Origin of the sequence: Lentzea roselyniae, assembly GCF_039537795.1 — a bacterium.
GTDB classification, from domain to species: Bacteria; Actinomycetota; Actinomycetes; order Mycobacteriales; family Pseudonocardiaceae; genus Lentzea; species Lentzea atacamensis.
The window spans coordinates 24,702-50,051 of record NZ_BAABBE010000044.1 but is presented as its reverse complement, the minus strand read 5'-3'; the positions used below and the strand labels follow the sequence as shown (position 1 = coordinate 50,051).

The 25,350-nt window shown below is 70.1% G+C and carries 14 protein-coding genes; 4 read left to right on the top strand and 10 right to left on the bottom strand.

The window, feature by feature from the left end; all coding sequences use genetic code 11:
• Both ABFX45_RS41835 and ABFX45_RS41830 read left to right on the top strand, forming a co-directional pair.
• Nucleotides 1-186 (top strand): transposase family protein (locus ABFX45_RS41835; RefSeq protein ID WP_346136499.1); only part of this gene is annotated, 186 nt, incomplete at its 5' end.
• A 40-nt stretch (nucleotides 187-226) separates the two neighbouring features.
• Nucleotides 227-607 carry an endonuclease/exonuclease/phosphatase family protein gene (locus tag ABFX45_RS41830; protein ID WP_346136503.1) on the top strand — a complete coding sequence of 127 codons (381 nt, stop codon included), beginning with the start codon at nucleotides 227-229 and terminating at the stop codon, nucleotides 605-607.
• Here the strand turns inward: ABFX45_RS41830 and ABFX45_RS41825 are convergent.
• Complete coding sequence (locus ABFX45_RS41825) at nucleotides 598-2,796, bottom strand: hypothetical protein (protein ID WP_346136498.1); 2,199 nt, start codon at nucleotides 2,794-2,796, stop codon at nucleotides 598-600. The two genes, ABFX45_RS41830 and ABFX45_RS41825, sit on opposite strands and share 10 nt — an antisense overlap.
• A gap of 74 nt (nucleotides 2,797-2,870) precedes the next feature.
• The gene (locus tag ABFX45_RS41820) at nucleotides 2,871-3,422 is read right to left on the bottom strand and encodes a CGNR zinc finger domain-containing protein (protein ID WP_109641446.1); all 552 of its coding nucleotides are present in this window, start codon (nucleotides 3,420-3,422) and stop codon (nucleotides 2,871-2,873) included.
• A gap of 83 nt (nucleotides 3,423-3,505) precedes the next feature.
• Here ABFX45_RS41820 and ABFX45_RS41815 point away from each other — a divergent pair, with 83 nt between their 5' ends.
• Together ABFX45_RS41815 and ABFX45_RS41810 are read left to right on the top strand one after the other, a co-directional pair.
• Nucleotides 3,506-4,456, top strand: coding sequence for an EamA family transporter (locus ABFX45_RS41815; RefSeq protein WP_346136496.1), 951 nt, complete (start codon nucleotides 3,506-3,508; stop codon nucleotides 4,454-4,456).
• A gap of 75 nt (nucleotides 4,457-4,531) precedes the next feature.
• The gene (locus tag ABFX45_RS41810) at nucleotides 4,532-5,413 is read left to right on the top strand and encodes a hypothetical protein (RefSeq protein ID WP_346136494.1); all 882 of its coding nucleotides are present in this window, start codon (nucleotides 4,532-4,534) and stop codon (nucleotides 5,411-5,413) included.
• 9 nt (nucleotides 5,414-5,422) lie between these two features.
• Here ABFX45_RS41810 and ABFX45_RS41805 read toward each other — a convergent pair whose 3' ends face one another.
• The 8 genes from ABFX45_RS41805 to ABFX45_RS41770 form a co-directional block, all read right to left on the bottom strand.
• Complete coding sequence (locus ABFX45_RS41805) at nucleotides 5,423-5,989, bottom strand: carbonic anhydrase (RefSeq protein ID WP_346136492.1); 567 nt, start codon at nucleotides 5,987-5,989, stop codon at nucleotides 5,423-5,425.
• 359 nt (nucleotides 5,990-6,348) lie between these two features.
• Entirely contained in the window at nucleotides 6,349-6,579 is a 231-nt protein-coding gene (locus ABFX45_RS41800; protein ID WP_109641442.1) for an MbtH family protein, read from the bottom strand.
• 12 nt (nucleotides 6,580-6,591) lie between these two features.
• Nucleotides 6,592-7,623, bottom strand: a complete 1,032-nt coding sequence (gene gntD / locus ABFX45_RS41795; RefSeq protein ID WP_346136490.1) for a guanitoxin biosynthesis L-enduracididine beta-hydroxylase GntD — start codon at nucleotides 7,621-7,623, stop codon at nucleotides 6,592-6,594.
• A complete protein-coding gene (vioD, locus tag ABFX45_RS41790) occupies nucleotides 7,610-8,728 on the bottom strand; it encodes a capreomycidine synthase (protein ID WP_211337714.1) in 1,119 nt (372 codons plus the stop codon). Before vioD ends, gntD (ABFX45_RS41795) begins: the two co-directional genes overlap by 14 nt.
• A gap of 14 nt (nucleotides 8,729-8,742) precedes the next feature.
• Entirely contained in the window at nucleotides 8,743-10,527 is a 1,785-nt protein-coding gene (locus ABFX45_RS41785; protein ID WP_346136489.1) for an ABC transporter ATP-binding protein, read from the bottom strand.
• Nucleotides 10,520-12,367 carry an ABC transporter ATP-binding protein gene (locus ABFX45_RS41780; RefSeq protein ID WP_346136487.1) on the bottom strand — a complete coding sequence of 616 codons (1,848 nt, stop codon included), beginning with the start codon at nucleotides 12,365-12,367 and terminating at the stop codon, nucleotides 10,520-10,522. Before ABFX45_RS41780 ends, ABFX45_RS41785 begins: the two co-directional genes overlap by 8 nt.
• 14 nt (nucleotides 12,368-12,381) lie before the next feature.
• Complete coding sequence (gene gntD / locus ABFX45_RS41775; protein ID WP_109641438.1) at nucleotides 12,382-13,392, bottom strand: guanitoxin biosynthesis L-enduracididine beta-hydroxylase GntD; 1,011 nt, start codon at nucleotides 13,390-13,392, stop codon at nucleotides 12,382-12,384.
• 11 nt (nucleotides 13,393-13,403) lie between these two features.
• Nucleotides 13,404-25,217: an amino acid adenylation domain-containing protein gene (locus ABFX45_RS41770; RefSeq protein WP_346136485.1), complete on the bottom strand. Its 11,814-nt coding sequence runs from the start codon at nucleotides 25,215-25,217 to the stop codon at nucleotides 13,404-13,406.
• Between the last annotated feature and the right edge of the window lie 133 nt (nucleotides 25,218-25,350).

The following is a 25,350-nucleotide window of genomic DNA, read 5'->3' as shown; positions in this document are numbered from 1 at the left end:
GATCCGGACACCCGCACCTACAACGCCCTGCTCCGCGGCCTGCGCTGCCTCGGCGAACGCGGCTTCGCCCTGCTGACCGGGCGTTGGCGCGCCCTGCGGCACTTCACCACCAGCCCACGCAAGATCGGCCACATCGTCAAAGCCGCACTCGTACTCACCCATTTCGAACACGGCCGACTCACCTGAAACTCGTTGAGATCACGTCAGTGACGTACAGGCTCAGCAGATCGCTTTTGTCGCCGCTCGCGGCCGGGAGATGTGGTCGGGCAATCACGTGCTGATCGGAGGCGACTTCAACGTCGAACCCACGGACAGCAAGCTGAACCCGATGTACAGTCCAGAGCACTCCGGTGGCAGCGGAATCTTCAACGAGGCGGACACCAACGGATTTTCTCGCACCGGCGGCGGCGTTGGTTCCGGCTACAACGAGTACACCGGCGGATGCATCCACTGGCCGTGCGGCTACCGTGCCAACGACTGGAAGCCCACCGGTAAAATCGACTACATCTTTCTTTCTCGCTACGACTTCACCGGCTATTACGGCGATGCGACCTACGCCCTCCGGTCCGACCACACGCCGCTCTGGGCCTGGGCGAACTACGAGTGAGGCTGATCGGCCCCGACCGCGAGGATCTGCTTCAACCCGTTCCGGTCGAACCCTGTGATCTCGTTGAACAGCAGGAAGAAGCCGAGCGGGACCAACGCCACGAGAGCGAGCACGTTCTGCCTGCGGACATGTGTGGCGAGCCCCTTCAGGGCCCGTTGCTGGTCCGCGGGCACGGGCGCGTCTCCCGCAAGGCCGGCGACTCGGCGCCGTTCCCGTTGGACGTGCCCGATGTTGTTCTTCATGACGTACACGTAGGCCGCCGACAGGAGCGCGAGAAACGGCAGGACCGTGCTCCACCACGACGCTGCGTCGGCCAGGTGCGCCATGTACATGTTCGGCGCCCAGGCGACGCTGATGCACAGCAGGATCGCGATGAAGCAGTCCTGCAGCGTTCCCCCGAGCGGACCTGCGAGCGTGTAGCTACGCGCGGGTCTCGCGCCCGGCAACGTCCGAGCCGCGCACCACGGCAGGCTGATGCAGGCTGCGACACCAAGTGCGAGTCCCGCGAACGAAACAGGCAGTGACACGACCTCCGACGCCGACCACAGCGCCGGACCGGTCATCCAGGCGACCGTCGACCCGACCGCCAGCGCGGCACAGGCGGCCACCGCGACCAGGCGGAGGTCAACCGGGGTGTTGTGCAGGTAGCCGACGTTGCTGACCAGGCCTTCCCACACGAACAGTGCTGCCACGACCGCGATGACGGCCGACAGCACGAGCTGCTTCGTGTCTCCATAACCATCGGCAAGAGCGAGAGCCATGACAACGGTCCAGGCGAGGCAGCTCACCGGAGCCACCACTCGAGCGGCCGGCACCAGCAGCATCACGACGAGACCCGCCGCCAGCAGGAGGGCTGGTACCGCGAGCGAGGTGAGGCCGGCGTGCGATCCGGCGATCCACTTGTCCGGGGTGGAGGTTCCGACCAAAGAGGCCGCACAGCTGATCAACGCACCGGTGTACATAGCGATGATCGCCAGGTAAGCCCTCCACTTGAGCGCCCCCAGCTCGCCCTGCGGCACGTTCTTCTCCTCTGCCGCAACAACCTCGTCGAAGGTCATCCGCACCGCGAGCGCGGACACGGCCAGGAACAACAGAGCGGCGACGACGCCCGCAACAGCGGCGTAAGGGTTCACCAGCCTGGGTTCCTGCGCGAAGTACCTCGAGGCGAGGCCGAGCAGCGTGATCGGTGCCGCGGCCACAGAGGCCCAGAGCACCCTCCACAGCGGCACCTCCCGCCGCCTCCACATCGCGCCGAGCAGTCTCACTTCCACCGTGACGACCGCCAGCGCCAGCAGACAACCCGAGGCCAGCGCCGGAATCGTCACCGAGGGCGATGCCGAGACCGCCGCGACAGGACCGGCCGCGGTCACCGCGGCACACGCCACGACGACGGTCCTCGCTTCGGCGGTCCTCACGTCGTGGACGCTGGCCACGAAAGCCCCACCCAGTGCGGCGCACACCGCGCACATCACCGCTACCCCGCTGTTCGAGCTGCCAGGCAGAAACAGCAACGACAACGACACAGCCGGAACAGCGGCCACCACGGTCGCGGCGACACACCAGCGCCACGAACCCACGCCGGTCGCCCACACCAGTACCGCCACCGCCGTGACCGCGAGCGTGCCCACGGCGACGGTGACGGCGGCCAGTGCCGAGCCACGGCCGGCGTTGTCCTCGGCGAGCAACGCCACGAAGGTGAACGTCAGGCCCAGCACCGCGACGACGCGAGGTGATCGAACGAGATGGGCGCGGCGCCGGAGCGTCACGATCGCAGCCGTTGTGGCAGCGGCGAAAAAGCCGCAGGCGCCCGTCAGAAACGCGGCGTGGTACCAGCCGGCCGCGTTGAAGGTACCGGGAGCGGGGAGTGTCCAGTTGAGCCGTGGATCCGGGTTCGCGAGCCAGGAGATCTGCGTGGCCGCGCCGCCCAGCAGACCAAGCACACCGGCAGTCGCCACGGCCCATCGCTCAGCGCGCCGCCACGTCCGGATCTGCGGTGACGACCGGACCAGGCAGAAGGCGAGCAACGGCAGCAGGATCCCGTCGCCGACGGTGGCGGAGCGAAACGTGTGCAAGCCGGGCAGCGAGTCGTCGCCCAGCCCCGCCAGTGACGCGATCTGGAGCGCTCCGAAGCCGGAGAAGAACACGACGCCGGCCGCGAGCCACGCTCGGCGACCGGTGTCAGCAGTCATGCAAGCACTCCAGGTCCAGCCGTGGTGACGGTCATGCCCTGTGTCGCAGCCAGGTTCAGGTGCGTTACCGGAGATTACGTTTCCGCGCGCCGTTCCCGGAACGCGATCATGTTCATCCGGTTGCCGCACCGCACGCTGCAGAACCGCTTGAGACCGTTGCGGGACAGGTCCAGCAGGAGGCCCTCGCAGTCGTCGGCCGCGCAGATCCGCAGGCGGTCCATCTCGTTCATCCGGATCACGTCGATGAGGGCGAGCGCGGCCTCCACCCGGATCCGTTCGGCGAGCGGGGAGTCGGGTTCGGTGGCGTGCATGTGCCAGTCGAGGTCGTCGTGCCGCACGAGGTACGGGAGTGCTTTCGCGTCGCGGAGCATCTTGTTGACGGCTTCGACGGCATCGTCGCGATCGAGGGTCCACACATGCCTGAGCAGCGCGCGCGTGCGGTGGACGTCACGCAGTTCGGCCTCGTCGTGGTCGATGCGGCCCGTGAACGGGTAGTGGTCCAACAGAGCTTTCAGCTGATCGACCGTGGCCAGCTCGTCCTCGCCGCTGCGCGACGCCGACGGATCGGTGTTGCACAGGACCACGACGAAGGCGAGCGACTCCTCCGTGTCAGGGGCAAAACGCAAATTGACTCCTTACCTGGACCGGCCTACCGTCAGGGGTGTCAATCAGGTTAGGCCATGACATGGCTCCGGACCGGGAGGCAAGGATGGGGATTGGGTCGAAGTCCACCGGCCTGATCGCGGCAGCGATCTCGTTCATCTCCTTCGGCACCTCCGGGGCGTTCGTCAAACCGCTCCTCGACGCCGGCTGGTCGCCGACCGCCGCCGTCACGGCCCGTGCGCTGACGGCCGGGCTCGTGCTCCTCCCGTTCGTCGTGGTGTCCCTGCGCGGCAAGTGGGATCTGCTGCTGCGGGCCAGATGGCCGGTGCTCGGCATGGGGCTGGTCGGCGTGGCGATCACCCAGGTCTTCTATTTCGCCGCCATCCAGCGCATCCCGGTGGCGACCGCGCTGCTCGTCGAGTTCCTCGCGCCCATCATCCTGGTCGGGTTCACCTGGGCGGTCACCCGACGCACGCCCGCGCCCGTCGTCCTGTTCGGCTCCGCGCTCGCGGTCGGAGGCCTCGTGCTCGTGATCGGGCCCGGCGCGATCCAGGCCGTCGACCCGATCGGCCTGGCCTTCGCTTTCGGCGCCGCCATCGGGTGCTCCGTGTACTTCGTGCTCGCCGCGCGCCCCAACGAGGGCCTTCCTCCGGTCGCGCTCGCCGGCACGGGCCTGCTGCTGGCCGCACCCGTCCTCGCGCTCGTCGGCGCGACGGGCCTGCTCCCGTTCACCGCCACGTTCGACGACCTCCCGCTGCTCGGCACCACCACGGCCTGGTGGGTGCCGCTGCTCGTCGTCGCGGTCATCGGCACTGCGCTGGCCTACGCGTCCGGCATCACCGCGTCCGGGATCCTCGGGTCGCGTCTCGCGTCGTTCATCGCCTTGCTGGAGGTCGTCTCCGCCTCCCTGTTCGCCTGGCTCCTGCTGGGTCAGCGACTCAGCCCGTGGCAGCTCGTCGGCGGCCTGCTGATCCTCGCCGGCATCGCCTCGGTGCGCGCTGAACGGCAGCGGCCGGAACCGGTTGCCGCGCCCCCGGTCGGTGTTTCCTGCTCCTAGCCGCAGGTCTGACCGTTCAGGCAAACCACTGCTCATCGCGTTGGCCCGCCTGGGGTCCTGTGCCACGTTGAGCACATGTCGTCTCGATCTCTGCTGGCCTCGACCCTGCTCGCCGTCGCAGCGGCTCTCGCACCGTCGCCCGCCTACGCACACACCGACCAGTGGCAACGGGTCGGCACCGGCATCACCGAGGGCGTGAGCGGCCTCGCCGTGCTCACCAGCCGCGGCGACCACGTCGAGGCGCTCTCGGTCATCGACAACAAGAAGCCGGGACAGGAACGCGTCCGCAGGATCGTCCTCGACGACGGGCGCGTCACCGCGGTCCGGCCGATGACCTGGCAGGGCGAGACCCCGGTGGACCTCGAAGCGGTCACCCGCGTGCCGAACCGTCCCGGCGAGTACGTCGCGGTGACCAGCGGCGGCCGTGCCTTCCACGTGCGGGTGCGGGCCGACGTCGTCACCGTCGTCGCCGCGTTCGACCTGCCTCCGCACGACCCGCAGGACAACATGGAGAGCTTCGCGCTGAAGGCCGTCGGTTCCCGGCTCGCCGCGGTGTGGGCCGACCGCGGTGCGGGCCTCCGGCCGACCACCCTCTACTCGGCGTACTTCTCGTTGCAGGACCACAGGTTCGGGCCGGTCACCACCGTCGAGTACGACACCGGCGCACACGAGGAGACCGTCCGGCACGCCTCGGACATCGCGATCGCACCGGACGGCTCCCTGCTCGTGTCCTCCGCGGTCGACCCCGGCGACAACGGCCCGTTCTCGTCGTCACTGCGCGAGATCGGCAGGCTGGCACCGCGCAAGGACACCGTCGGTGTCGACCTGGCCCGCCGGCCGCACCTGCTCGGCACGTTCGACGGCCGCAAGATCGAGGCGGTGGCGCTCCTGCGCGACGGCGACGTGCTGCTCGGCACCGACGACGAGAACGACGGCGGCTGGGTCCGGCAACGCTGACGAGAGTTCTCACCGATAGAGCGTGACCTTGGCGGTGGCCAGGTCGTAGGAGGCACCGACGACGCGCAGAGTGCCGGCGGCGACGGCGGAACTGACGACCGGGCTGGTCTGCAACGTCTCGACGGTCTTGCGGATGTGCGCTTCCAGGGCCGCCGAGTAGATGTCGGCACCACGGTCCTCCGCCTCCCGCGCCGCCGGCACGAGTGCGGACACGAGGGCCCCGAGTGCGCCCGCCGGGGTCTTGCTCGGGTCCTTCATGGCGTCCACGGCCGCTTTCACCGCACCGCAGTTCTGGTGGCCGAGCACCACGATCAGCGGCGTCTTGAGTGCCGCGACCCCGTATTCGATCGTGCCGATCGTGGGCTCCGACAGGACGTTTCCGGCCGTGCGCGTGACGAAGACGTCGCCGAAGTCCACGTCGAAGATGGCCTCGACCGGCACCCGCGAGTCCGCGCACCCGAACACCTGGGCGTAGGGCGCCTGGCTTTCCGCGTGCTGACGGATGCTCTCGAGGCTCTGGGCGTGCAGCGTCTTGTTGGCGAGCAGCCTGTCGTTGCCCGCCGGAAGCCGCTGCAACGCCCCGTCCGAGTCGACGGCCCCGGCACCGGTACGGGCACGGCCGGCGCGCTCGTCTGCCCACCCGCGGCGACGCCGCAGGAGACGGCGGCCACGGACAGACCGCCCAGTGCAAGTCCCTGCAGCAGGGTGCGCCGGGATGTCGCGCCCTGCCGGGAAAATTCGTCCTTGGTGTTGGACATGCGGTCCAATTTAGATAGTCAGGTGCGCATCAGAAGCGCTTGAGTTCTTTTACCAGGGACATCCGTGATGCTTCGGAATTCATGTCCTTTGTGTCCGGTCTTGGCCCGGCAGAGGACGAAGCCACTGTGGACGACAGTGGCCTCGCGATCGTCGGGACAACACGGGATGCCGCGTCGTCAGCGCCCCGCCGCCTGGCGGTCGAGCTGCTCGCGGACGCTGCGCGGCCGCATGTCGGTCCAGTGCTGGTTCACGTAGTCGAGGCAAGCCTGGCGGGTGTCTTCGCCGTGGACCACGGTCCAGCCGTCGGGCACGGTGGCCAGCGTCGCCGGCCACAGGGCGTGCTGGCCCTCGTCGTTGACCACCACGTAGAAGCGGCCGTCCTCGTCGTCGAACGGGCTGGTGCGCATCGGAGACTCCTGTCAGTAGATGGTGCGGGCGTCCGCACTGCGGCGGTGGGCGCGGGACTTGCGGAGGTCGCGGGCGATGTTCAGGCGGGTGAGCCAGCGGTCGGTGCCGTCGAAGCGGGCGGTGAAGGGCTCGCGGCCGTGCGTGCCGCGGTAGTTGTCCAGGAACAGGACCTCACCGGGCTTCAGGGCGTAGCCCGCGATGTTGGCGTCGATCGCCTTGACGATCGTGTCCAGCGCGGCGGCGGCTTCCGGGTCCGACGCGGGGACCTCCATGAAGTACGGGTCCAGGCGCAGGTACGGGTCCTCCTGCGGGCCGAAGAGGACGGCGATGGGATCGGGGTCGACGTCCAGCCGGGAGATCCACTCGTAGCTGCGGTCGCGCAGGCGGCGCAGTTGCTCGTCGCCGTCGTCGTTCTGGCGGTTGGTCGCGAGGTGGGAGCGGTCCGGCCTGATCGGGAAGCGCTCCTGGCGCAGCACCTCGACCGTGTCGGCCGGGAGGTCGATGCCTTCGAGCGAGCCGTAGGTGGTGTTGACGCCGTCGGGGTTGCGCAGGCACATCAGGCCGACGTAGTCGGTGCGCATCGGGTGGAAGGCGTCCTCGATGTGCCAGGTGAGCAGTTCCTCGCTGCCGGAGCCGAGCTGCTCGTACTGGTGTTCCTTGATGGGGAACACGTCGTGCAGCAGCCGGCCGTCCTGCTGGGTGGACCAGGCGATGGGATCGCCCAGCAGCGACGCGCACAGGTAGAAGAACAGGTCTTCCGGCAGCGTGGGCCTGCCCTCGCCGCCGCAGTCCTTCCAGTGCGCCGGGGTGGGTCCGATGCGGTCGTCGTCGATCGGGTAGCCGCCGACGACGCACAGCGGGTGCGGCTCGGTGAGGCGGAACTCGGTCAGACCCGTGCGCAGGGCGCGGGGCAGCTCGTGGGCGATGACGGTGGCCTCGCGCACGAAGGCCGGGTCCTCGACCGAGCGGTACCGCTCGGCCAGCGAGGCGACCAGTGCCCCTGCCTCTGCGATGTCTGATGTGGACAGTTCAATTCTGAACATGGGCTTTCTCCCCCATGAGTGCGAGCGTTTCGAGGCCTCGGGTGAACGAGGAGGTGGGACCGCCGTAGCCCAGCCGGACGCGCGTCGGGTCACCGAAGCACGACCCCGGGACGAGGAGCGTGCGGTGCTCGCGCGCCAGGTCGTGGCAGAAGCCGGTGGTGTCGGTGTGGCCGAGCAGTTGCGGGAACGTGGTGACGCCGCCCATCGGCTCCGGCAGGTGCACCAGATCCGGGTGGTCGGCGGCCCACTGGCGCAGCAGGCCCAGGTTGCGGCGGGCCTGGTCCATGCGCGGGCCGACCAGGAGGTCGGCGTTTCTGGCGACGCGGGTGGCGAGCAGCTCGACCAGGGGCGAGAGGTGCAGCGTCATGCGGTCGCGCAGGTCGAGGGTGCCGCGCAGGACGTCGTGCGGCGCGATGGCCCAGCCGACCCGCAGCCCCGGCAGGCCGTAGCCCTTGGACAGGGTGCCGATGGAGATGGCCTTCTCGTAGTCGTGCACGGGATCGGCCAGCGGCTCGTCCTCGACGACCATCTCCCGGAAAGCCTGGTCCCACACCAGATACGCGCCGGCTTCCGCGCACATCGCGACCAGTTCGTCGCGCTGGGCCGGGGTGAGCGACGCGCCGGTCGGGTTGTGCGGGAAGTTCACGACGACGGCCTTGACGCCGTCGATGACCGCGCGCAGGTCGGCGAGGTCGGGACGGAAGCCGTTCTCCGGCCGCAACGGCCACACGCGCAGCTCGCAGCCCATGGTGCGGGCGATCGACGTGTGCGTGTGGTAGGTCGGCTCGGTGACGACGACGGCGTCGGTGGGGTCGAGCAGCGTGCTGAGCACGAGGTAGATCGCCTCGCTGCCGCCGTGCGTGACCATGACCCGGTCCGGGTCGCCGGTCCCCCACTGTTCGGCGATGGCGGTGCGCACCTCCTCTCCGCCGAACGACGTGCTGTCGCGGAACACCACGGCGTCCAGCTCGTCGGTGCCGATGCCGAGCATGGCCCGCAGTTCGGCGAGCGAGTAGTCCTCGACGCCGCTGCTGCCTATGTCGTCGTCGACAGCGAAGTAGTACAGACGCATCCAGTCCTCGAGGGGCGCTGGTTCGAACTTCATGGGGAAGGCACCTTTCATCGGTAGGACGAGGACTGCAGCTCGTACAGCTCGGCGTAGAGGTCGGGGTGGGCCATGAGGTGCTCGTGGCTGCCCATCTCGCGGATGCGTCCGCCGTCGAGGACGACGATCAGGTCGGCCATGCGCACGGTGGAGAACCGGTGCGACACGAGAAGAGTCACCGTTCCCCTGGACCGCCCTGCCTTGGCGGCGTTGGCGAAACGCTCGAACAACGCGTGCTCGGTCTGCGGGTCGAGCGCGGCCGTGGGCTCGTCGAACACCGCGAGCAGCGGGTCGGTGCGCAGCAGGCCGCGGGCGAGTGCCAGCTTCTGCCACTGGCCACCGGAGAGCTCGACGCCGCCGTCCCACGCGCGGCCCAGCCCGGTGTCGAGGCCGCGGGGCAGGCCGGTGACGACGGTGGTGGCGCCGGCCCGCTCCAGCGCCCCGTGCAGGGCGGCGTCGTCGTCGATCTTGGTGGTGTCGGCCACGCCGACGGCCTCGCGGGCCGCCAGCTGCAGCTCCACGAAGTCCTGGAACGCACCGGTGAGCCGGGTCCGCCAGTCGCGGGTGGGGATGCGGCGCAGGCCCACGCCGTCGACCAGGATCTCGCCGCCGTCCGGCTCGTAGAAGTCGCACAGCAGCTTCACGAGGGTGGACTTGCCTGCGCCGTTCTCCCCCACGAGCGCCACCACGGACCCGGCGGGCAGGTGCATGGAGACCCCGTCGAGGACAGTGCGCTCACTGCCCGGATAGCGGTAGGTGACGTCGACGAGGTCGATGCCGCGGCTCAGCGACGCGGGCGGGGTGGCAGGTTCGTCCGGGCGCTTGCCGGCGTTGGCGGCGAAGCGCTCGAGCCAGACGAAGCGGCGGGCTTGCTTGAGGCACCACAGGAAGTCGCCGCTGTAGCCGACCGACGTGGCGACGACCGCGGCCATCTCGATGGTCAGGCCGACGACCATGACGACGTCGCCGGGCGTGGCCCTGCCCTGGACGGCGAGCCACACGACCAGTGCGATGGCGCCGAAGAAGCCGGCCGCGTTGATCGCCCCGTCGATGCCCTTGAGCCCCGCGCCACGCCATGCCGCGCGGTTGCGGGTGTCCAGCACCTCGTCGGAAACCTTGTGGTGACGGCGGATCAGCTCGCGGGTGAGCCCGAAGACGCGCAGCTCCTTGCCCGCACCGGCGGTCGTGCCGATGTCGAACAGGTGGCGGCGCAGCCGTTCGGTCTCGCCGGTGTCCTCCTGGGCGTCGACGGCGAGGTCGTTGGCCCTGCTGGTGATCCACAGCGAGATGAACGCCAGCAGTGCCAGTGAGATCAGCGCGGGATGGACGCCGGCGAGCAGCACCGCGGTGGTGCCGAAGCCGACGAGCGCGCTGACCAGACCGGCCGTGGCGTTGGTCATCTCGGCGAGGCTCTCGCGTTCCTCGCGCAGCAGTTGGATCTGGTCGAGGTACTCGGGGTTCTCGTGCGGGGCGAGGCTGTCGATCCCGCCGAGCAGTTTCATCAGCGTCCGGTCCGACAACGCCTGGGTGCGTTCGAGCACCGCGAACACGCAGTGGGCGTTGTAGTACAGGGCGACGATGAGCAGCCCGGTGGCGGCGGCGATGCCGAGCCCGGCCGTGAGCGCGGTGCGCAGATCGCCCGCACCGGCGGCGTCGACGAGAACGCCGGCGCCGTAGGCGATCAGGGGTCCGGTGAGCGCGAGCGCGATCTCGGTGGCGATCTGGAAGAACGCGTACCAGCGCGCCGCGCGGAACCCGAAGCTGATGGTGGTGACGAAGGCCCGCCAGGTGTCACGCATCGAGTCCCCCCGCGGGCTGGAAGCGTTCCGCCTGCAGGCGGAACAGGTGGGCGTAGCGGCCGTCGCGGGCGATCAGCTCGTCGTGGTCACCGGCCTCGATCACGCGGCCGTCCGACACGACCACGATCCGGTCGGCGCGCCGCACCGTGGAGAAGCGGTGCGAGATGAGGATCGTGGTGAGCCCTTCGGTGAGCTCCAGGAACCGTTCGTACAACTCGGCTTCCGCCCGCACGTCGAGTGCCGCCGCGGGCTCGTCGAGCACGAGGACCTTGGCGCCCGCCTCGACGGCGAACATCGCGCGGGCCAGTGCGACCCGCTGCCACTGCCCGCCGGAGAGGTCGACGCCATCGGTGTAGGCCTGCGACAGCACGGTGTCCCAGCCGTTCGGCAACGACTCGATCAGGTCACCGATGCCGGCCCGTTCGGCTGCGCGGCGCAGCATGTCCTCGTCGCCGGCGTGCTCGGGCGCGCCGAGGCCGATGTTGTCGCGCACCGGCAGGTGGTAGCGGGTGAAGTCCTGGAACAGCACCGCCACCCGCCTTCGCCACGCCTCGGGATCGAGCGCGGCGAGGTCGGCGCCGCCGACGGTGATCTTGCCCGCGGTGGGTTCGTAGAAACCGGCGAGCAGCTTCACCAGCGAGGTCTTTCCCGCGCCGTTGTCACCGACGATCGCCAGCGACTGCCCGGCGGGGATGACGAGATCCAGGCCCGTGAGGACGTCCCGCTCGGTACCGGGATAGCGGAACGACACGCCTTCGTAGCGGATCTCCTGCGCGGGAACACCCTCGTCGACAGGGAGGCCGGACTCCGGCGGCGAGCTGTCGGCCAGGCGCTTCTCCAGGGAGAGCACCTTCGGCACCGTGACGGCGGCGTGCGACAGGTACAGGTGCTCGTCGCCGACGGCGTAGTCGTTGGCGTTGGCCAGTGCCTCGACGAACACGGCGAGAGCGGCGAGCGTCAGGTCGCCCTGCACCGCGGCATAAGCCAGCAGTGCGTACGACAGGACGTTGATGGCCAGGATCGCGGACGCCGAGCCGAGCACCATGCCGGGCCGCGGGCGGCGGGCCCGGCGGATCGGTCCGATTCCGGCCTGCCACAACGTGTCGAAGCGGGTGATGAGCCAGTCGAGGACGCCCCAGAGCCGGATCTCCTTGGCCGGCGGTGGATCCAGCGCCAGGTCCCGGACGTACTCGGCCTGGCGGAGCTGGGCGCTCTGCCCGAAGCCCTCCTCGCCGACCCGCAGGTAGTCGCGCTGCATCCGGTAGACGATGATCGGCCAGACCACCAGCCACAGCAGGCCGAGCCACCAGTGGAACCAGGTGAGCACGGCCGCCGAGCCGACGGCCCGCAGCCACGACGTGAGCACCTCTGGCAGCGCCTCCACGGTCTGGCCGGGCCGATAGGCGCTCATACCGAGGCCGCGCACGATGCGGACCTCGTCGATCACGTCCGGGTCTTCGAGATGGGCGATGCCCCTCGGCCGGGCCAGCGCGCCCAGCACGACCTCCTGCAGGTACCGGTCGACGTCGCGGCCGAGCGTGGACACCGCCGCCCGCAGCAGCGGGGACGTCAGGCGCTCGACGAAGATCGCGATCGCGACGGCGACCAGCAGGGTGCCCACCCGGTCGGCGGCGGGCGAGTCCGCACCGTCGCGCGCCGCGCCGGGAATGGCACCGATGAGCAGGCCGGTGAGGACCGCGATCCCGATGGGCAGAACAGCGCCCACCACCACCCCGCCCGCCAAGAGCGCCGTGCGCGGCCGGCTGACCCGTGGCAGGACTCGGAGGACGGCGAGGATGCCCTTGGCGGTGAGCGGGAGGCTGTGGAGCGGGTTCGGCATGGGTTCCGTATCCGTCAGATGAGGCGTGCGGTCGCCGAGGCGCGCCGCTCGTGGGACTTGCGCAGGTCGGTCGTGATGCTGACGCGCTTGAGCCAGCGGTCGGTGCCGTCGTAGCGCGCCTGGAACGCCTGCCGGCCGTGCGCGAGGCGGTGGTTGTTGATGACGAGGATGTCGCCCGGTTCCAGGGCGACGTCCAAACAGGACGATTCGAGGAGGTCGCTGACCGCCTCCAGGGCCCTGCGCGCGGCCGGGTCCTTGGGCGTCTCCATGAAATACGGGTCGATCCGGATGTACGGGTGCTCGCGTGACCCGTAGAGCACGGCCACGCGGTTGTCGTCCGCCTTCATCTCGGCGATCTCGGAGAACTCGGCGTCGACGCCCTTGGTGACGTTGTGCTTCGCCAGGTGCGAGTCGTCCGGCCGGATCAGGAAGTTCGCCTCGTGCAGGATCTCGAGGTGCTCGGGGTCGAGCGACCGCAGATCGGGTTCGGAGACGATCGTCGCGACCTCGTCGGGGTTGCGCAGGCACTCCAGCAGCAGGTAGTCGGCACGCCACGGGTGGAACGCGTCCTCGGTGTGCAGCGTGAGCGTGTCGGTGCTGCCGATCCCCATCTGCTCGGTCTCGAAACCCTTGATGGGGAAGATGTCGTGCACCAGCCGGGCGTCCTGCTGGGTCTTCCAGCCGAACGGCTCGCCGAGCAGAGATCCGTGCAGCAGCAGGAGGATCTCCTCGGGGAACTCCGGGGTCGGTATCGGCCGGCCACGCCAGTGCTGCGGCGTGGGGCCGATGCGCTCGTGGTCGATGGTGTGACCGCGGACCACGCAGTAGCCGAGCTCGTCCTCCAGCGCGAAGTCGCGCAGGAAACGACGCTGGCCCAGGGGTAACTCGGTGGCGAGCAGCGGCAGGTCGCGCAGCAGCTGCTCGTCCTCCGGGCTCGAGTACTCCTTGGCGATGCGCAGTGTCAGGTTCTCGACCTCGGCCGCCTCTGCAGGCGACAGGTCGTAGATGCGCTTGTGCGTGGACAAGAATGCCTCCCTCAATTCCTGTTCAGGTGTTCGATCAAGCCCTCTGCGGCCTGCCGGAAGCGGGTGGCGATCCGCCGCACGGTCTCGGTCCGGTGGAGGTTGGTGCTGTGGTGCCACTCGACGAGGAGCTCGCCCTCGCCGGTGCGTTCGATCTCCAGGTGCAGCGCGTACGGCCGCTGTCCCCCGCTGGTGCTCGCACCGCACAGGTCACCTGGTAGCTCGTCGACGATGAGGCCTGGCTCGTCGTCGTTCGCGGAGTCGAGCCCGCCCGTGAAGTTGACGTTGATCTGGCGATCGGGTGCGGCGCGCAGGCGGCGCACGTCCGGGTCGTCGGCGGTCAGGTGACGCAGTGCGCCGTAACCGACTCCGTGGCGTGGCACGGATTGCCGGCTTTCCCCGACGGCCTCGACGACTCCGGCGTGGTCTGCCAAGTCGTCGTGCTGGAGGACCACGGGGTAGACCGAGGTGAACCAGCCGACCGTGCGGGACAGGTCGGTGCCGGGCGCCAGGATTTCCCGGCCGTGGTGTTCGAGGTCGATGACGACGGTGTCGGTGCCCGCCCACTCCCCCAGCGTCTGCAGCAGCGCGGCCAGGATCACGTCGAGAACCCGGGTGTTCGGCAGCCCTGCGGCGTCGACGGCGACCTCGACGACGGCGGCGGAGTCCTCGGTGTTGGCGCCGGTGGCGTCGACCGGGAGCGTGAAGGCGGTCTCCGCACGCGTTGTCCAGTACGGCAGCTCGGCGCGGACCTCGTCGCTGCCCGCGAAGGCCACGACGGACTCGGCCCACTGCCGGAACGACGTCGTCTTCGGCGGGAGGGGTTCGCCGTGGTACGCCGCGTCGAGGTCCTCCAGCAGGATGTTCCACGACACGCCGTCGACGACCAGGTGGTGCACGACCAGGCCGAGCCACGCTGGTTCTTCGCCGCGGTCGAACAGGACGGCCGCCACGAGCGGGCCGCCGGCGAGGTCCAGCGAGCGTTGCAGCGCGGACATGTGCTGCTGGACGTCGCCCTGGACGACCGTGAACGCGACCGCCTCGCCAGGGGCGACGACGTGCTGGTGCCAGCCGTCTGGCCCGTGGTGCAGGCGGGTGCGCAGCGCGTCGTGGTGGGTCACCAGGGTGTTGAGCGCGGCGGCGAGCTTTCCGGCGTCGACGTCCGGTGCCAGTTCGAAGAGTCCCGACCAGTTCCAGTGGTTCCGGTCGTCGATGGAGGCTTTGGTGAACCACCGCTGGATGGGGGTCAGCGGCACCGGTCCGGTGACCGGTCCCTCTTCCAGCAGCATCGGCGTGGTGGTCACGGCGGCCAGCTCCGCGACCGTCTGGTGGGTGAACAGGTCGGCCACCGCGAGGCCGAGACCCGCGGCACGGGCACGGGCCACGACCTGCAGGCTCGCGATGGAGTCGCCGCCGAGGTCGAAGAAGTTGTCGTGCACGCCAACGCGTTCGGCGCCCAGCAACGTCGCCCAGATCGCGGCCAGTGCCCGTTCCGCGTCGGTGCGCGGAGCGACGTACGCGTCCGTCTCCGGTGCGGCTGGTTCGGGCAGGGCGCGGCGGTCGAGTTTGCCGTTGGCCGTCAGGGGCAGGGCGTCGAGGACCACGAACGCCGAGGGCACCAGGTAGTCGGGCAACCGCTCCCGCAGGAACGCACGCAGCTCGCCGGTGTCCCTGTCGGTGACCACGTACGCCACGAGGCGCTTTCCGGTCACCGCGGTCGTGGCCACGACCGCGGCTGCTCGCACGTCCTCGTGAGCGGTCAGCAGTGCCTCGACCTCGCCGGGTTCGACCCGGAAGCCCCGGATCTTGACCTGGTCGTCGGCCCTGCCGAGGAACTCCAGCGTGCCGTCCGCGCGCCAGCGGGCACGGTCGCCGGTGCGGTACAGGCGTTCGCCGGACCTGGTCCGGTCGGGGACGAACCGTTCCGCGGTGAGGTCCGCACGGCCGACGTAGCCGCGAGCCACCCCGGGTCCGCCGACGAACAGCTCGCCCGCCACACCAGGAGGCAGCACCTGCAGCCACGTGTCGAGCACGTAGGCCCTCATGCCCGCGAACGGCCTGCCGATCGGCACCTGCGCGTCGACGGTTCCTTCGAGGGTGTGAACGGTGCACGTCATCGTGGTTTCGGTGGGCCCGTAAGCGTTCACGATGCGCAGATCCGGCCGGCGCTCGCGGGCGGTGCGGGCGTGCTGGGCCTGCAGCGCGTCACCACCCACGACGAGCAGGCGCAGGCCGTCGAGCACGTCGGGCGAGGTCTCGACCAGCTGGTGGAACAGGCCGGTGGTGAGCAGCGAGGCGGTGATGTCGTTCTGGCGCAGGAACTTGCCGACGTCCATCCGCTCGGCCACGTCCGCGGGGCCGACCACGAGGGTGGCGCCGTTGAGCAGCGCCAGCCAGATCTCGAAGGCGCCGGTGTCGAAGCCGATGCCCGCGAGGTGCGACACGACGTCGCCCGGTTCGACGCTGAAGGCGGGGTCGGTGCACACCCTGGCGACGCCTTCGTGGGTGAGCGACACGCCCTTGGGCTCGCCGGTCGAGCCTGACGTGAAGAGCACGTACAGCTCGCTGCCCGGCTCGCCGGTCACCGGGAGGGGGCCTTCTGCCTCGGTGCTGGGCAGTTCGAGGACGCGCGCGCCGAGGCCGTCGAGGGTCCGCTCGCCCGCGGTGACCACGAGCCCGACATCCGCCGTCTCGATCATCTGGGTGATCCGCGCGGTGCCCTGGGCCGGGTCCAGGGGGACGTACGAGCCGCCCGCCCCGATCACCCCGAGCATCGCGATGATCAGCTCGGCGCTGCGGTCCAGGTAAAGCCCAACCCGCGTGCCCTCACCGACACCCTCGTCACGCAGCCACCGCGCCACCCCTGACGCCCGGCGGTCGAGCTGCGCATAGGTGAGCTCAACACCGCCACGCAGCGCGACACGGTCCGGGTGCGCCACAACCTGACGTCCGAACAACGCGGCCAAGTGCGTCGCCGGTAGCGACCGAGGCGTGGACGAGCCCCATCCGAGCACCTCGGCGCGCCGGTCGACGTCGAGCAGGGCGATCTCCCGGACGGGTGTGCCGGGTGTGCCGGCGGCCGTGGTGAGGATGCGCTCGAGCTGGTCCAGCAGCGCCTCGACGGTGGCGTCGTCGAACGCGCCGGTCGAGTACTCGCACAGCAGGGCCAGCTGGCCGTCGACGTCCACGACGAGCTTCAGCGGGTAGCGGCCCTGTTCCAGCAACGCGGGCGAGTCGAACTCGTCGGCGTCGTCGCCGTCGTCGAAGCCGCCGGGCAGGTTCTGGACCGCGACGATGCTCTCGAACAGCCTCGGCACGCCGGCCACCCGCTGGATGTCGACGAGCGGCGAGTGCTCGAACCGCTGCACGGCGACCTGGCCGTCCTGGACGGTCCGCAGCCACCGGTCGAACGGGGTGAGGTCGCCGGGCACCCTGATCCGCACCGGCAGCGTGTTGATGAACAGGCCGACGATGGACTCCACGCCGGCGAGGGAAGCGGGACGTCCCGACACGGTGAGGCCGAAGACGACGTCGTCCTCACCGCTGTGCGACGCCAGCAGCAGCGCCCACGCGGCCTGCACGACGGCGCTGATCGTGACGCGTTCACGCCGGGCCAGGTCTTCCAGGGCGAGGGCGACGTTCTCCGGCAGCTCGCGGTGCCGCCTGCCCTGTTCCCAGTGCAGCCGGGCGGTGCGGTCGACGGGCAGTGCCGTCGGCGAGGTGAAGCCGTCGAGGTACTCGCGCCAGAAGTCGTCGGCGGCGGGCTGTTGCTGGAGCCAGGCGATGTAGTCGCGGTAGGGGCGCACCGCCGGCAGGGACTGACCCCGGTAGGCCGCGATCACCTCGTCCCAGACGAGCGGGATGCTCCAGCCGTCGAGGTAGAGGTGGTGGAACGTGAACACGACCCACTGGCGGTCGCCCCGGTCGGCCACGTACACCCGCAGCAACGGCGCGGTGGTGACGTCGAAACCGCGTCGCTGGTCGGCGTCGAGCAGCTCGTCCAGCGCGGCGTCGGGGTCCGCGGCGGAAGTCCAGTCGAGCACCTCGAACGGCACGTCGACCTCGCCGAGGACGACCTGCACGGGCGAGTCGACGCCCTCCCACACGAAGGCGCTGCGCAACGCGGGATGGCGGCTCACGACGACGCGCCAGGCTTCCCGCAGGGCGGCCACGTCCAGCGGGCCGCGCAGCTCGCGCACGTCCTGCGCCCAGTACACCGCGGTGTCGGCGGGCGCCTCCAGGACGTGGAACAGCATGCCCTGCTGCATGGGCGACAACGGGTACGCGTCGACCAGGCCCGGCACGCGTGCACGGAGAGGTTCCAGGTCGGCCAACGGCTCCGCGCTGACCACCGAACCGGAAGCGACGCCCGTGTGGACGGCGAGCTGCTGGATCGTCTGGTGCGTGAAGAGGTCGGCGATCTTCAGCTCCAGGCCCGCTTCCCGTGCCCTGGCGACGATCTGGAGGCTCACGATCGAATCGCCGCCCAGCTCGAAGTAGTTGTCGTGCACGCCGACGCGTTCGACGCCCAGCACCTCCGACCACACCGCGGCGAGGGTGCGTTCGACGTCGGTGGACGGTGGCTCGTGGCTCGTGGAGTCCGGCGCGTCGGGCAGCGGCAGCGCGCGCTTGTCGAGTTTTCCGTTGGAGTTCAACGGCAGCTCGTCGAGCGGCACGATCGCCGACGGCACCAGGAACTCGGGCAGCCGCTCGGCGAGGAAGCCGCGGAGATCGGCGGGTTCAGCGGTGCCCACGACGTAGGCGACGAGCCGCTTTCCTTGCTGCAGCTCACGAACGACCACGGCAGCGTTGGCGACATCGGGGTGACCGACGAGCACGTGCTCGACCTCGCCGGGCTCCACCCGGAACCCGCGGATCTTCACCTGGTCATCGGTCCGGCCGACGAAATCCACCGCGCCATCCGCACCCCACCGCACCAGGTCGCCAGTGCGGTACATCCGGGCACCAGGCACGGACGGGTCAGGAACAAACCGCTCAGCGGCCAGGTCCGCACGACCCGCATAGCCACGCGCCAAGCCGGCGCCACCGATGTACAGCTCACCCGGCACGCCGGCAGGAGTGGGTCGCAACCACCGGTCCAGCACGGAGAACCGCAGACCGCGCAGTGCACCACCGATCGGCACGGTGGCCGGGCCGAGCCGCCCCGTGTGCATGTCGTGGAACGACGCGTACACAGTGGACTCGGTCGGCCCGTACATGTTGTAGATGGCCACGGCCGGGTTGGCGTCGAGCACCTTGCGCGCCTGGGCGGGCGACATGCCCTCACCGCCTGCGAGCACCTTGCGGTGTCCCGAAAAGACCTCCGGATCGGTGTCCGCCAGCTGGTGCAACAGACCGGTGGTCATGAACGACAACGTGACGCCGTGCGACGCGTAGAACGTGGCGACGTCCAGCCGCTCGGCCAGGTTCGCGGACGCCACGGCGAGTGTCGCCCCGCTCAGCAACGCCGTCCAGATCTCCCAGGTGGAGGCGTCGAACGACACCGCGGCCATGTGTGCCACGACATCGCCGGGGCGGGCGGTCACCGCCGGGTCGAGCACGACCCGCAGGACACCTTCCTCGGTGACCTCCACACCCTTCGGCACACCCGTCGAGCCCGACGTGAACATCGTGTAGACCAGACGTTCAGGCACAGCAACGAGTTCCGGCCATTCGGCGGACGCGGTCGACAGCTCCCCGAGATCAACGACCCGCGGACCCTCCAACGCGTAGTCGCCGCGCGAAACCACCAGCTCAACCCCGGCAGCCGCCTGCACATCACGCAACCGACCGTGCGGCAACGCGGGATCCAGCGGCACATACGTGCCACCCGCCTGCACCACACCCAAGATCGCGACCACCAGGTCGACCGACCGCTCGAACCACAGCCCGACCCGCGTCTCATCCCGCACACCAGCGGCACGCAGACCCGACGCCACGCGCGCCACCCGCTCACCCAGCTCGGCATAGGTCAGCTCGACCTCGCCGCCGCGAACGGCCACGTCATCGGCGAACTCGGCGACGGCCGAGCGGAACCGCTCCGCCAAGCCGACGAACGGCTCGTCGAACGCGGGACCCACGCCCCACCCGGTCACCGGCGCGGGCGTCACCTCGCGCACGACCGCCAAGGGCCGGCGCGCCGCGGCGGTGAGCACGTCGGCGAGCTGGCCGAGAAGCCGCTCGACGGTCGCCGGATCGAAGGCCCCGGTGGAGAAGTTGGCCTCGACCTTCAGCGTCGCCTCGAGGTCGACGGCGAGGATCATCGGGTAGTGCATCTGCTCGACCGAGTCGATCGAGGCGAACAGCTCCTCGGGGTCCTCCTCGCCCTCCTCCGGCATCGCGCCCTGCGGGTAGTTGCCGAACACGAGCATGCTGTCGAACAGGCCACCCGTGGCGACGCGCTGGATGTCGGCGAGCGGCGTGTGCTCGTGCCGCTGCACCGCGACCTGGTTCTCCTGCAGCTCACCCAGCCAGTCGGCGAACGGCCGCTCCCACGCCACCCGGACCCGCACCGGCAGCGTGTTGATGAACAGGCCGACGATCGACTCCACGCCGGGCAGCTCAGCCGGGCGCCCGGACACGGTCAGGCCGAACACGACGTCGTCCTCGCCCGAGTAGGCCGACAACAGCACGGCCCACGCCGCCTGCACGACCGTCGACAGGGTGACGCGCTGGTCACGGGCCAGTGAGACGAGTGCCGCCGTCACGTCGCGGGGCAGCGCCAGCTCGCGCCGGTCCTGCGCCCAGTGCTCACGCACCACGCGGTCCACCGGCAGCGGCGTCGGCGAGTCGAAGCCGGCGAGGTACTCCCGCCAGAACGCCTCGGCCTCGGCGCGGTCACGCTGACAGAGCCACGCGATGAAGTCCCGGTAGGGCCGCACCGGCGGTAGCGGCTCACCCCGGTAGGCGGCGGTGACCTCGTCCCACAGCAGCGGGATGCTCCAGCCGTCGGCGTAGAGGTGGTGGAACGCCAGCAGGATCCAGTGCCGGTCGCGTCCGCGAGCGACGTGGACCCGCAGCAGCGGCGCGGTGGCGAGGTCGCAGCCGCGGGCGCGGTCCTCGGCGAGCAGTTCCTCGACGGCGGCATCGGGATCGGCGACGGCAGACCAGTCGTGCACCTCGAACGGGACTTCAACATCGGCCACGACGACCTGGAACGGCTCGCGCACGCCCTCCCACACGAACGCGGTGCGCAACGCGGGGTGCCGGTCGACCACGAGCTGCCAGGCCGCACGCATGGCGTCGACGTCGAGCTCACCGGTCAGCTCGCGCACGTCCTGCGTCCAGTAGACGCCGCTGTCCGGTGACTCGACGGCGTGGAAGAGCATTCCTTGCTGCAGCGGTGACAACGGGTAGACGTCGGCCAGTCCGGGCGTGCGGGCGACCAGAGCGTCCAAAGAGGACTGGTCGAGTGACGCCAGCGGAACGTCGGACGGCGTGATGCCGTGCGCGCCCGACCGGCAGTGGTCGACCAGGTCGGCCAATGCCTGCACGTAAGCCTCGGCGAGCCGTGAGATCGTCTCCCGCCGGTGGAGGTTGGTGCTGTACTGCCACTCCACGGAAAGAGTTCCGTCGGCGGCCTGGGCCACCTCGACGCCGAGCACGTGCGAGCGCAACCCGCCGTCGCCCTCGGCCGGGCCGCACAGTTCCTCGGAGAGCTCGCGGGTGAACAGGCCGACGGCGTCGTCCTCGGCGGCGTCGACACCACCGAGGTAGTTGAAGACGACCGGGCGAGCCGGGGCGGACCGGAGCTGCTCGTCCCGCTCGCGCAGCACCGTGTAGCCGACACCGCGGCGCGGCACTGCCCGCAGCTGTTCCTTGACCGCCTTGACGACACCGGCGATGTCGCCGAGGTCGGCGTGGTGGAGGCCGACGGGGTGGATGGCGGTGAACCAGCCGACGGTGCGGCTGAGGTCGATGCCGTCGGCGATCGGCTCGCGGCCGTGGCTCTCCAGGTCGATGGCGGCGGCGCTGGTGCCGGTCCACCGCCCGAGGACCTGCAGCAGTGCGGCGAGGAGCAGCTCGTGGCCCTGGGTGCGGTAGGCGCGGTGCGCCACGGTGAGCAGCGCCGAGGTGCGCTCCGCGTCGAGGGCGACGCGAACGGACTCGGTCGAGTCCTCGGTGTTGGGGCCGTCGAGGTCGGTGGGCACGGCCGTGGTCGTCCGCACGACCTCCTGCCACCATGGCAGTTCGTCCTGAGGGTCGAACGCCTCCAGCGCGGCGGCCCACTCCTGGTACGAGGTGGTCTTCTGGCCGAGGGCACCGGCGGTGTACGCGGTGTCGAGGTCCTCCAGCAGGACGTTCCAGGAGACCGCGTCCACGACGTAGTGGTGCACGGTGAGGCCGAACCACGCGGGCCGATCACCGCGGTCGACGTACACGGCGCGCAGCAGCGGCCCGTCCACGAGGCTCAACGACGTCTGCGCGGTGGTCATGGCCGCGGTGACGGCCTCGTCCAGGGCGTGACCGTCGAGGGTGGCCGCGTCGAGCACGGTCACCAGCTCGGCGGTCTCGGCGGGTGCGTTCTCCTGGGTGTCGCCGTGCAGGCGCAGCCGCAGGGCGTCGTGGTGAGCGACGACGGTGCCGAGCGCGGCCCACATGGTGGCGGCGTCGGTTCCCGGTGCCAGCTCGAACATGCCGGACCAGTTGAAGTGGTCGCGTTCCGGCAGGTTCTCCCGGAGGAACCAGCGCTGGATGGGCGTGAACGCCACGGGGCCGCTGACGGTGCCCTGGTCGATCTCGCCGGGTGCGGCCGTGGTGACGCGGGCGGCGAGCTCGCGGACGGTCTGGTGCGTGAAGAGTTCCGGAATCCCCAGCTGCAGTCCGGCGGCACGGGCCCGCGCGACGATCTGGAGACTGACGATCGAATCGCCGCCCAGCTCGAAGAAGTTGTCGTGGACGCCGACCCGTTCGACGCCGAGCACCTCCGACCACACCGCGGCGAGCGTGCGCTCGGCATCCGTGCTCGGCGCCTCGTACGCGGTCGTGGTCTCGGGGGCGCCGGGGTCGGGCAGCGCGCGCTTGTCGAGCTTTCCGTTGGCGTTCAACGGCAACTCGGGCAGCGGCACGATCGCCGACGGCACCAGGAACTCCGGCAGTCGCTCGGCGAGGAAGCGGCGCAGGCCGGCCGGCTCAGCGGTGCTCACCACGTAGGCGATCAGGCGCTTGTCCTGCACGATCACGGCGGCGTTGGCGACCTCCGGATGGTCGACGAGCACGTGCTCGACCTCGCCGGGCTCGACCCTGAACCCGCGGATCTTGACCTGGTCGTCGGTCCGGCCGACGAAGTCGACCGCGCCGTCCGCACCCCACCGCACCAGGTCGCCGGTGCGGTACATCCGGGCACCGGGCACGGACGGGTCGGGCACGAACCGTTCCGCGGCAAGATCCGGACGGTCCGCGTAACCGCGCGCCAGGCCGGTACCGCCGATGTACAGCTCACCCGGCACACCGACCGGCGTCGGCTGCAGCCAGCGGTCCAGCACGTGGAAACGCAAGCCCCGCAACGCGGTGCCGATCGGCACCGACGACGGACCGAGCCGGCCGGTGTGCATGTCGTGGGACGACGCGTACACCGTGGTCTCAGTCGGGCCGTACATGTTGTGGATCGCCACGGAAGGGTTGGCGTCGAGCACTTTCCTGGCCTGGACGGGGGACATCGCCTCGCCACCGGCCAGCACCAGGCGGTGCCCGGCGAAAACGGCGGGATCGGTGTCCGCCAGCTGGTGGAACAGACCGGTGGTCATGAACGACAACGTGACGCCGTGCTCGCGGTAGAGCTTGGCGACGTCCAGCCGCTCGGCCAGGTTCGAGGGTGCCACGGCGAGGGTGGCGCCGGTGAGCAGGGCCGTCCAGATCTCCCAGGTGGAGGCGTCGAACGACACGGCGGCCATGTGTGCCACGACATCGCCGGGCCGGGCGGCCACCGCCGGGTCGAGCGCGACGCGCACGACGCCTTCTTCAGTGACCTCCACGCCCTTGGGCACGCCGGTCGAGCCCGAGGTGAACATCGTGTAGACCAGACGTTGGGGCGTGGCAACCGATTCCGGCCACGCTGCGGGCGCGGCAGCCGCATCGCCAGGCGCGGCATCGACCCCGGCCAGATCCAGCGGCGCGGCAACAAGATCCGCCAAGTCGACCACGCGCGGACCTTCCAGCGCGTAGTCACCACGCGACACCACCAGCTCAACGCCGGCAGCCGCCTGCACATCACGCAGCCGGCCGTGCGGCAACGCAGGGTCGAGCGGCACATAGGTTCCGCCCGCCTGCACCACACCCAGGATCGCGACGACCAGATCCACCGACCGCTCGAACCACAACCCGACCCGCGTCTCCACACCGACACCGGCGGCACGCAGGCCCGACGCCACCCGCGCCACCCGCTCACCCAGCTCGGCGTAGGTCAGCTCCTGACCACCACCGCGGACAGCCACCTGGTCGGCGAAGTCGTCGACCGCCAACCGGAACCGCTCGGCCAGGCCGACGAAGGGCTCGTCGAACGCGGCGCCCGCACCCCAGCCGGTCACAGGCGCCGGCGTCACCTCGCGCACGAGCTGCTCTGGCCTGGCCACCGCACTGGCCAGCACGGCCTGCAGCTGGTCGAGCAGCCGGTCGACGGTGGTTTCGTCGAACGCGCCGGTGGAGAACTCGGCCTCGATCTTGAGCGTGTCCTCCAGGTCGATCGCGAACGCGATCGGGTAGTTGACCTGTTCGACGGAGTCGAGGGCGCCGAAGCGGTCCTCGTCGTCGTTGTCTTCGTCCTCTTCGGACAGAAGCGCCTGCGGGTAGTTGCCGAACACCACGATGCTGTCGAAGACACCGCTGCCCCGCGGCAGGTCCGACCACCGCTTGATGTCCGAGAGCGCGGTGAACTCGTAGCGCTGCACCGCGACCTGGTTCTCCTGCAGCTCCCCCAGCCAGTCGGCGAAACTGCGCTCCCACGCCACCCGCACGCGCACCGGCAGCGTGTTGATGAACACACCCACCATCGACTCGACGCCGGGCAGGTCTGCGGGACGGCCGGACACGGTGAGGCCGTAGACGACCTCGTCGTCACCCGAGTAGGCGGCCAGCAGCAGCGCCCACGCGGCCTGGATCACGGTCGACGGCGTGACGCGCCTGCGCCGCGCGAGGTTCATGATCCCGGTGGTCAGGTCCTGGGGCAGCTCGACGCGGCGGCGCCCTTGAGCCCAGTGGTCGCGCACAGAGCGGTCGACGGGCAACGCCGTCGGTGCGTCGAACCCGGCGAGGTAGTTGCGCCAGAACGACTCGGCCTCCGCCCGGTCGCGCTTGCCCAGCCAGGCGATGAAGTCCCGGTACGGCCGCACGGGTTCGAGATCGGGCGTCGTGCCGCGGCACAGGGCGTCGTAGGTGGCGCCGACCTCCTCCAGGACGACGGGCACGCTCCAGCCGTCGCACAGTCCGGAGTAGAGGGACCACACCATCCGGTGGTGATCGGTCCCGTCGTTGATGACGTGCACCCGCATGAGCGGCGGCCGGGTGAGGTCGAAGCCCTGGGCGCGGTCGCGGCCGAGCAGCTCGTCGAGTGCGCCCTTCCGGTCGGTGACGGCGGACCAGTCGTGCACCTCGAAGGGCACCTGGACGTCGGCCATGACGACCTGGAGCGGTTCGGGCACGCCCTCCCACACGAAGCCGGTGCGCAGCACGGCGTGGCGGGCGACCACCAGCTCCCAGGCGCGCCTCATGGCGCCGAGGTCGAGCGCTCCGTCGAATTCGTAGAGCCCTTGCGCCCAGTAGACACCTTTGTCCGATTGCGCCTCCAGGACGTGGAAAAGCATGCCCTGCTGCACAGGCGCCAACGGATACATGTCTTCAATCAACGGATTCCCCCGCCTCGCTCCCACTCCCCTAACAACGTTTTTACACACCCGTCATTTAAGGGGTCAAGCTATTCCACAGGTAACGTCATAGACCAATCTTATGGAGACCATTTGCGCAGGT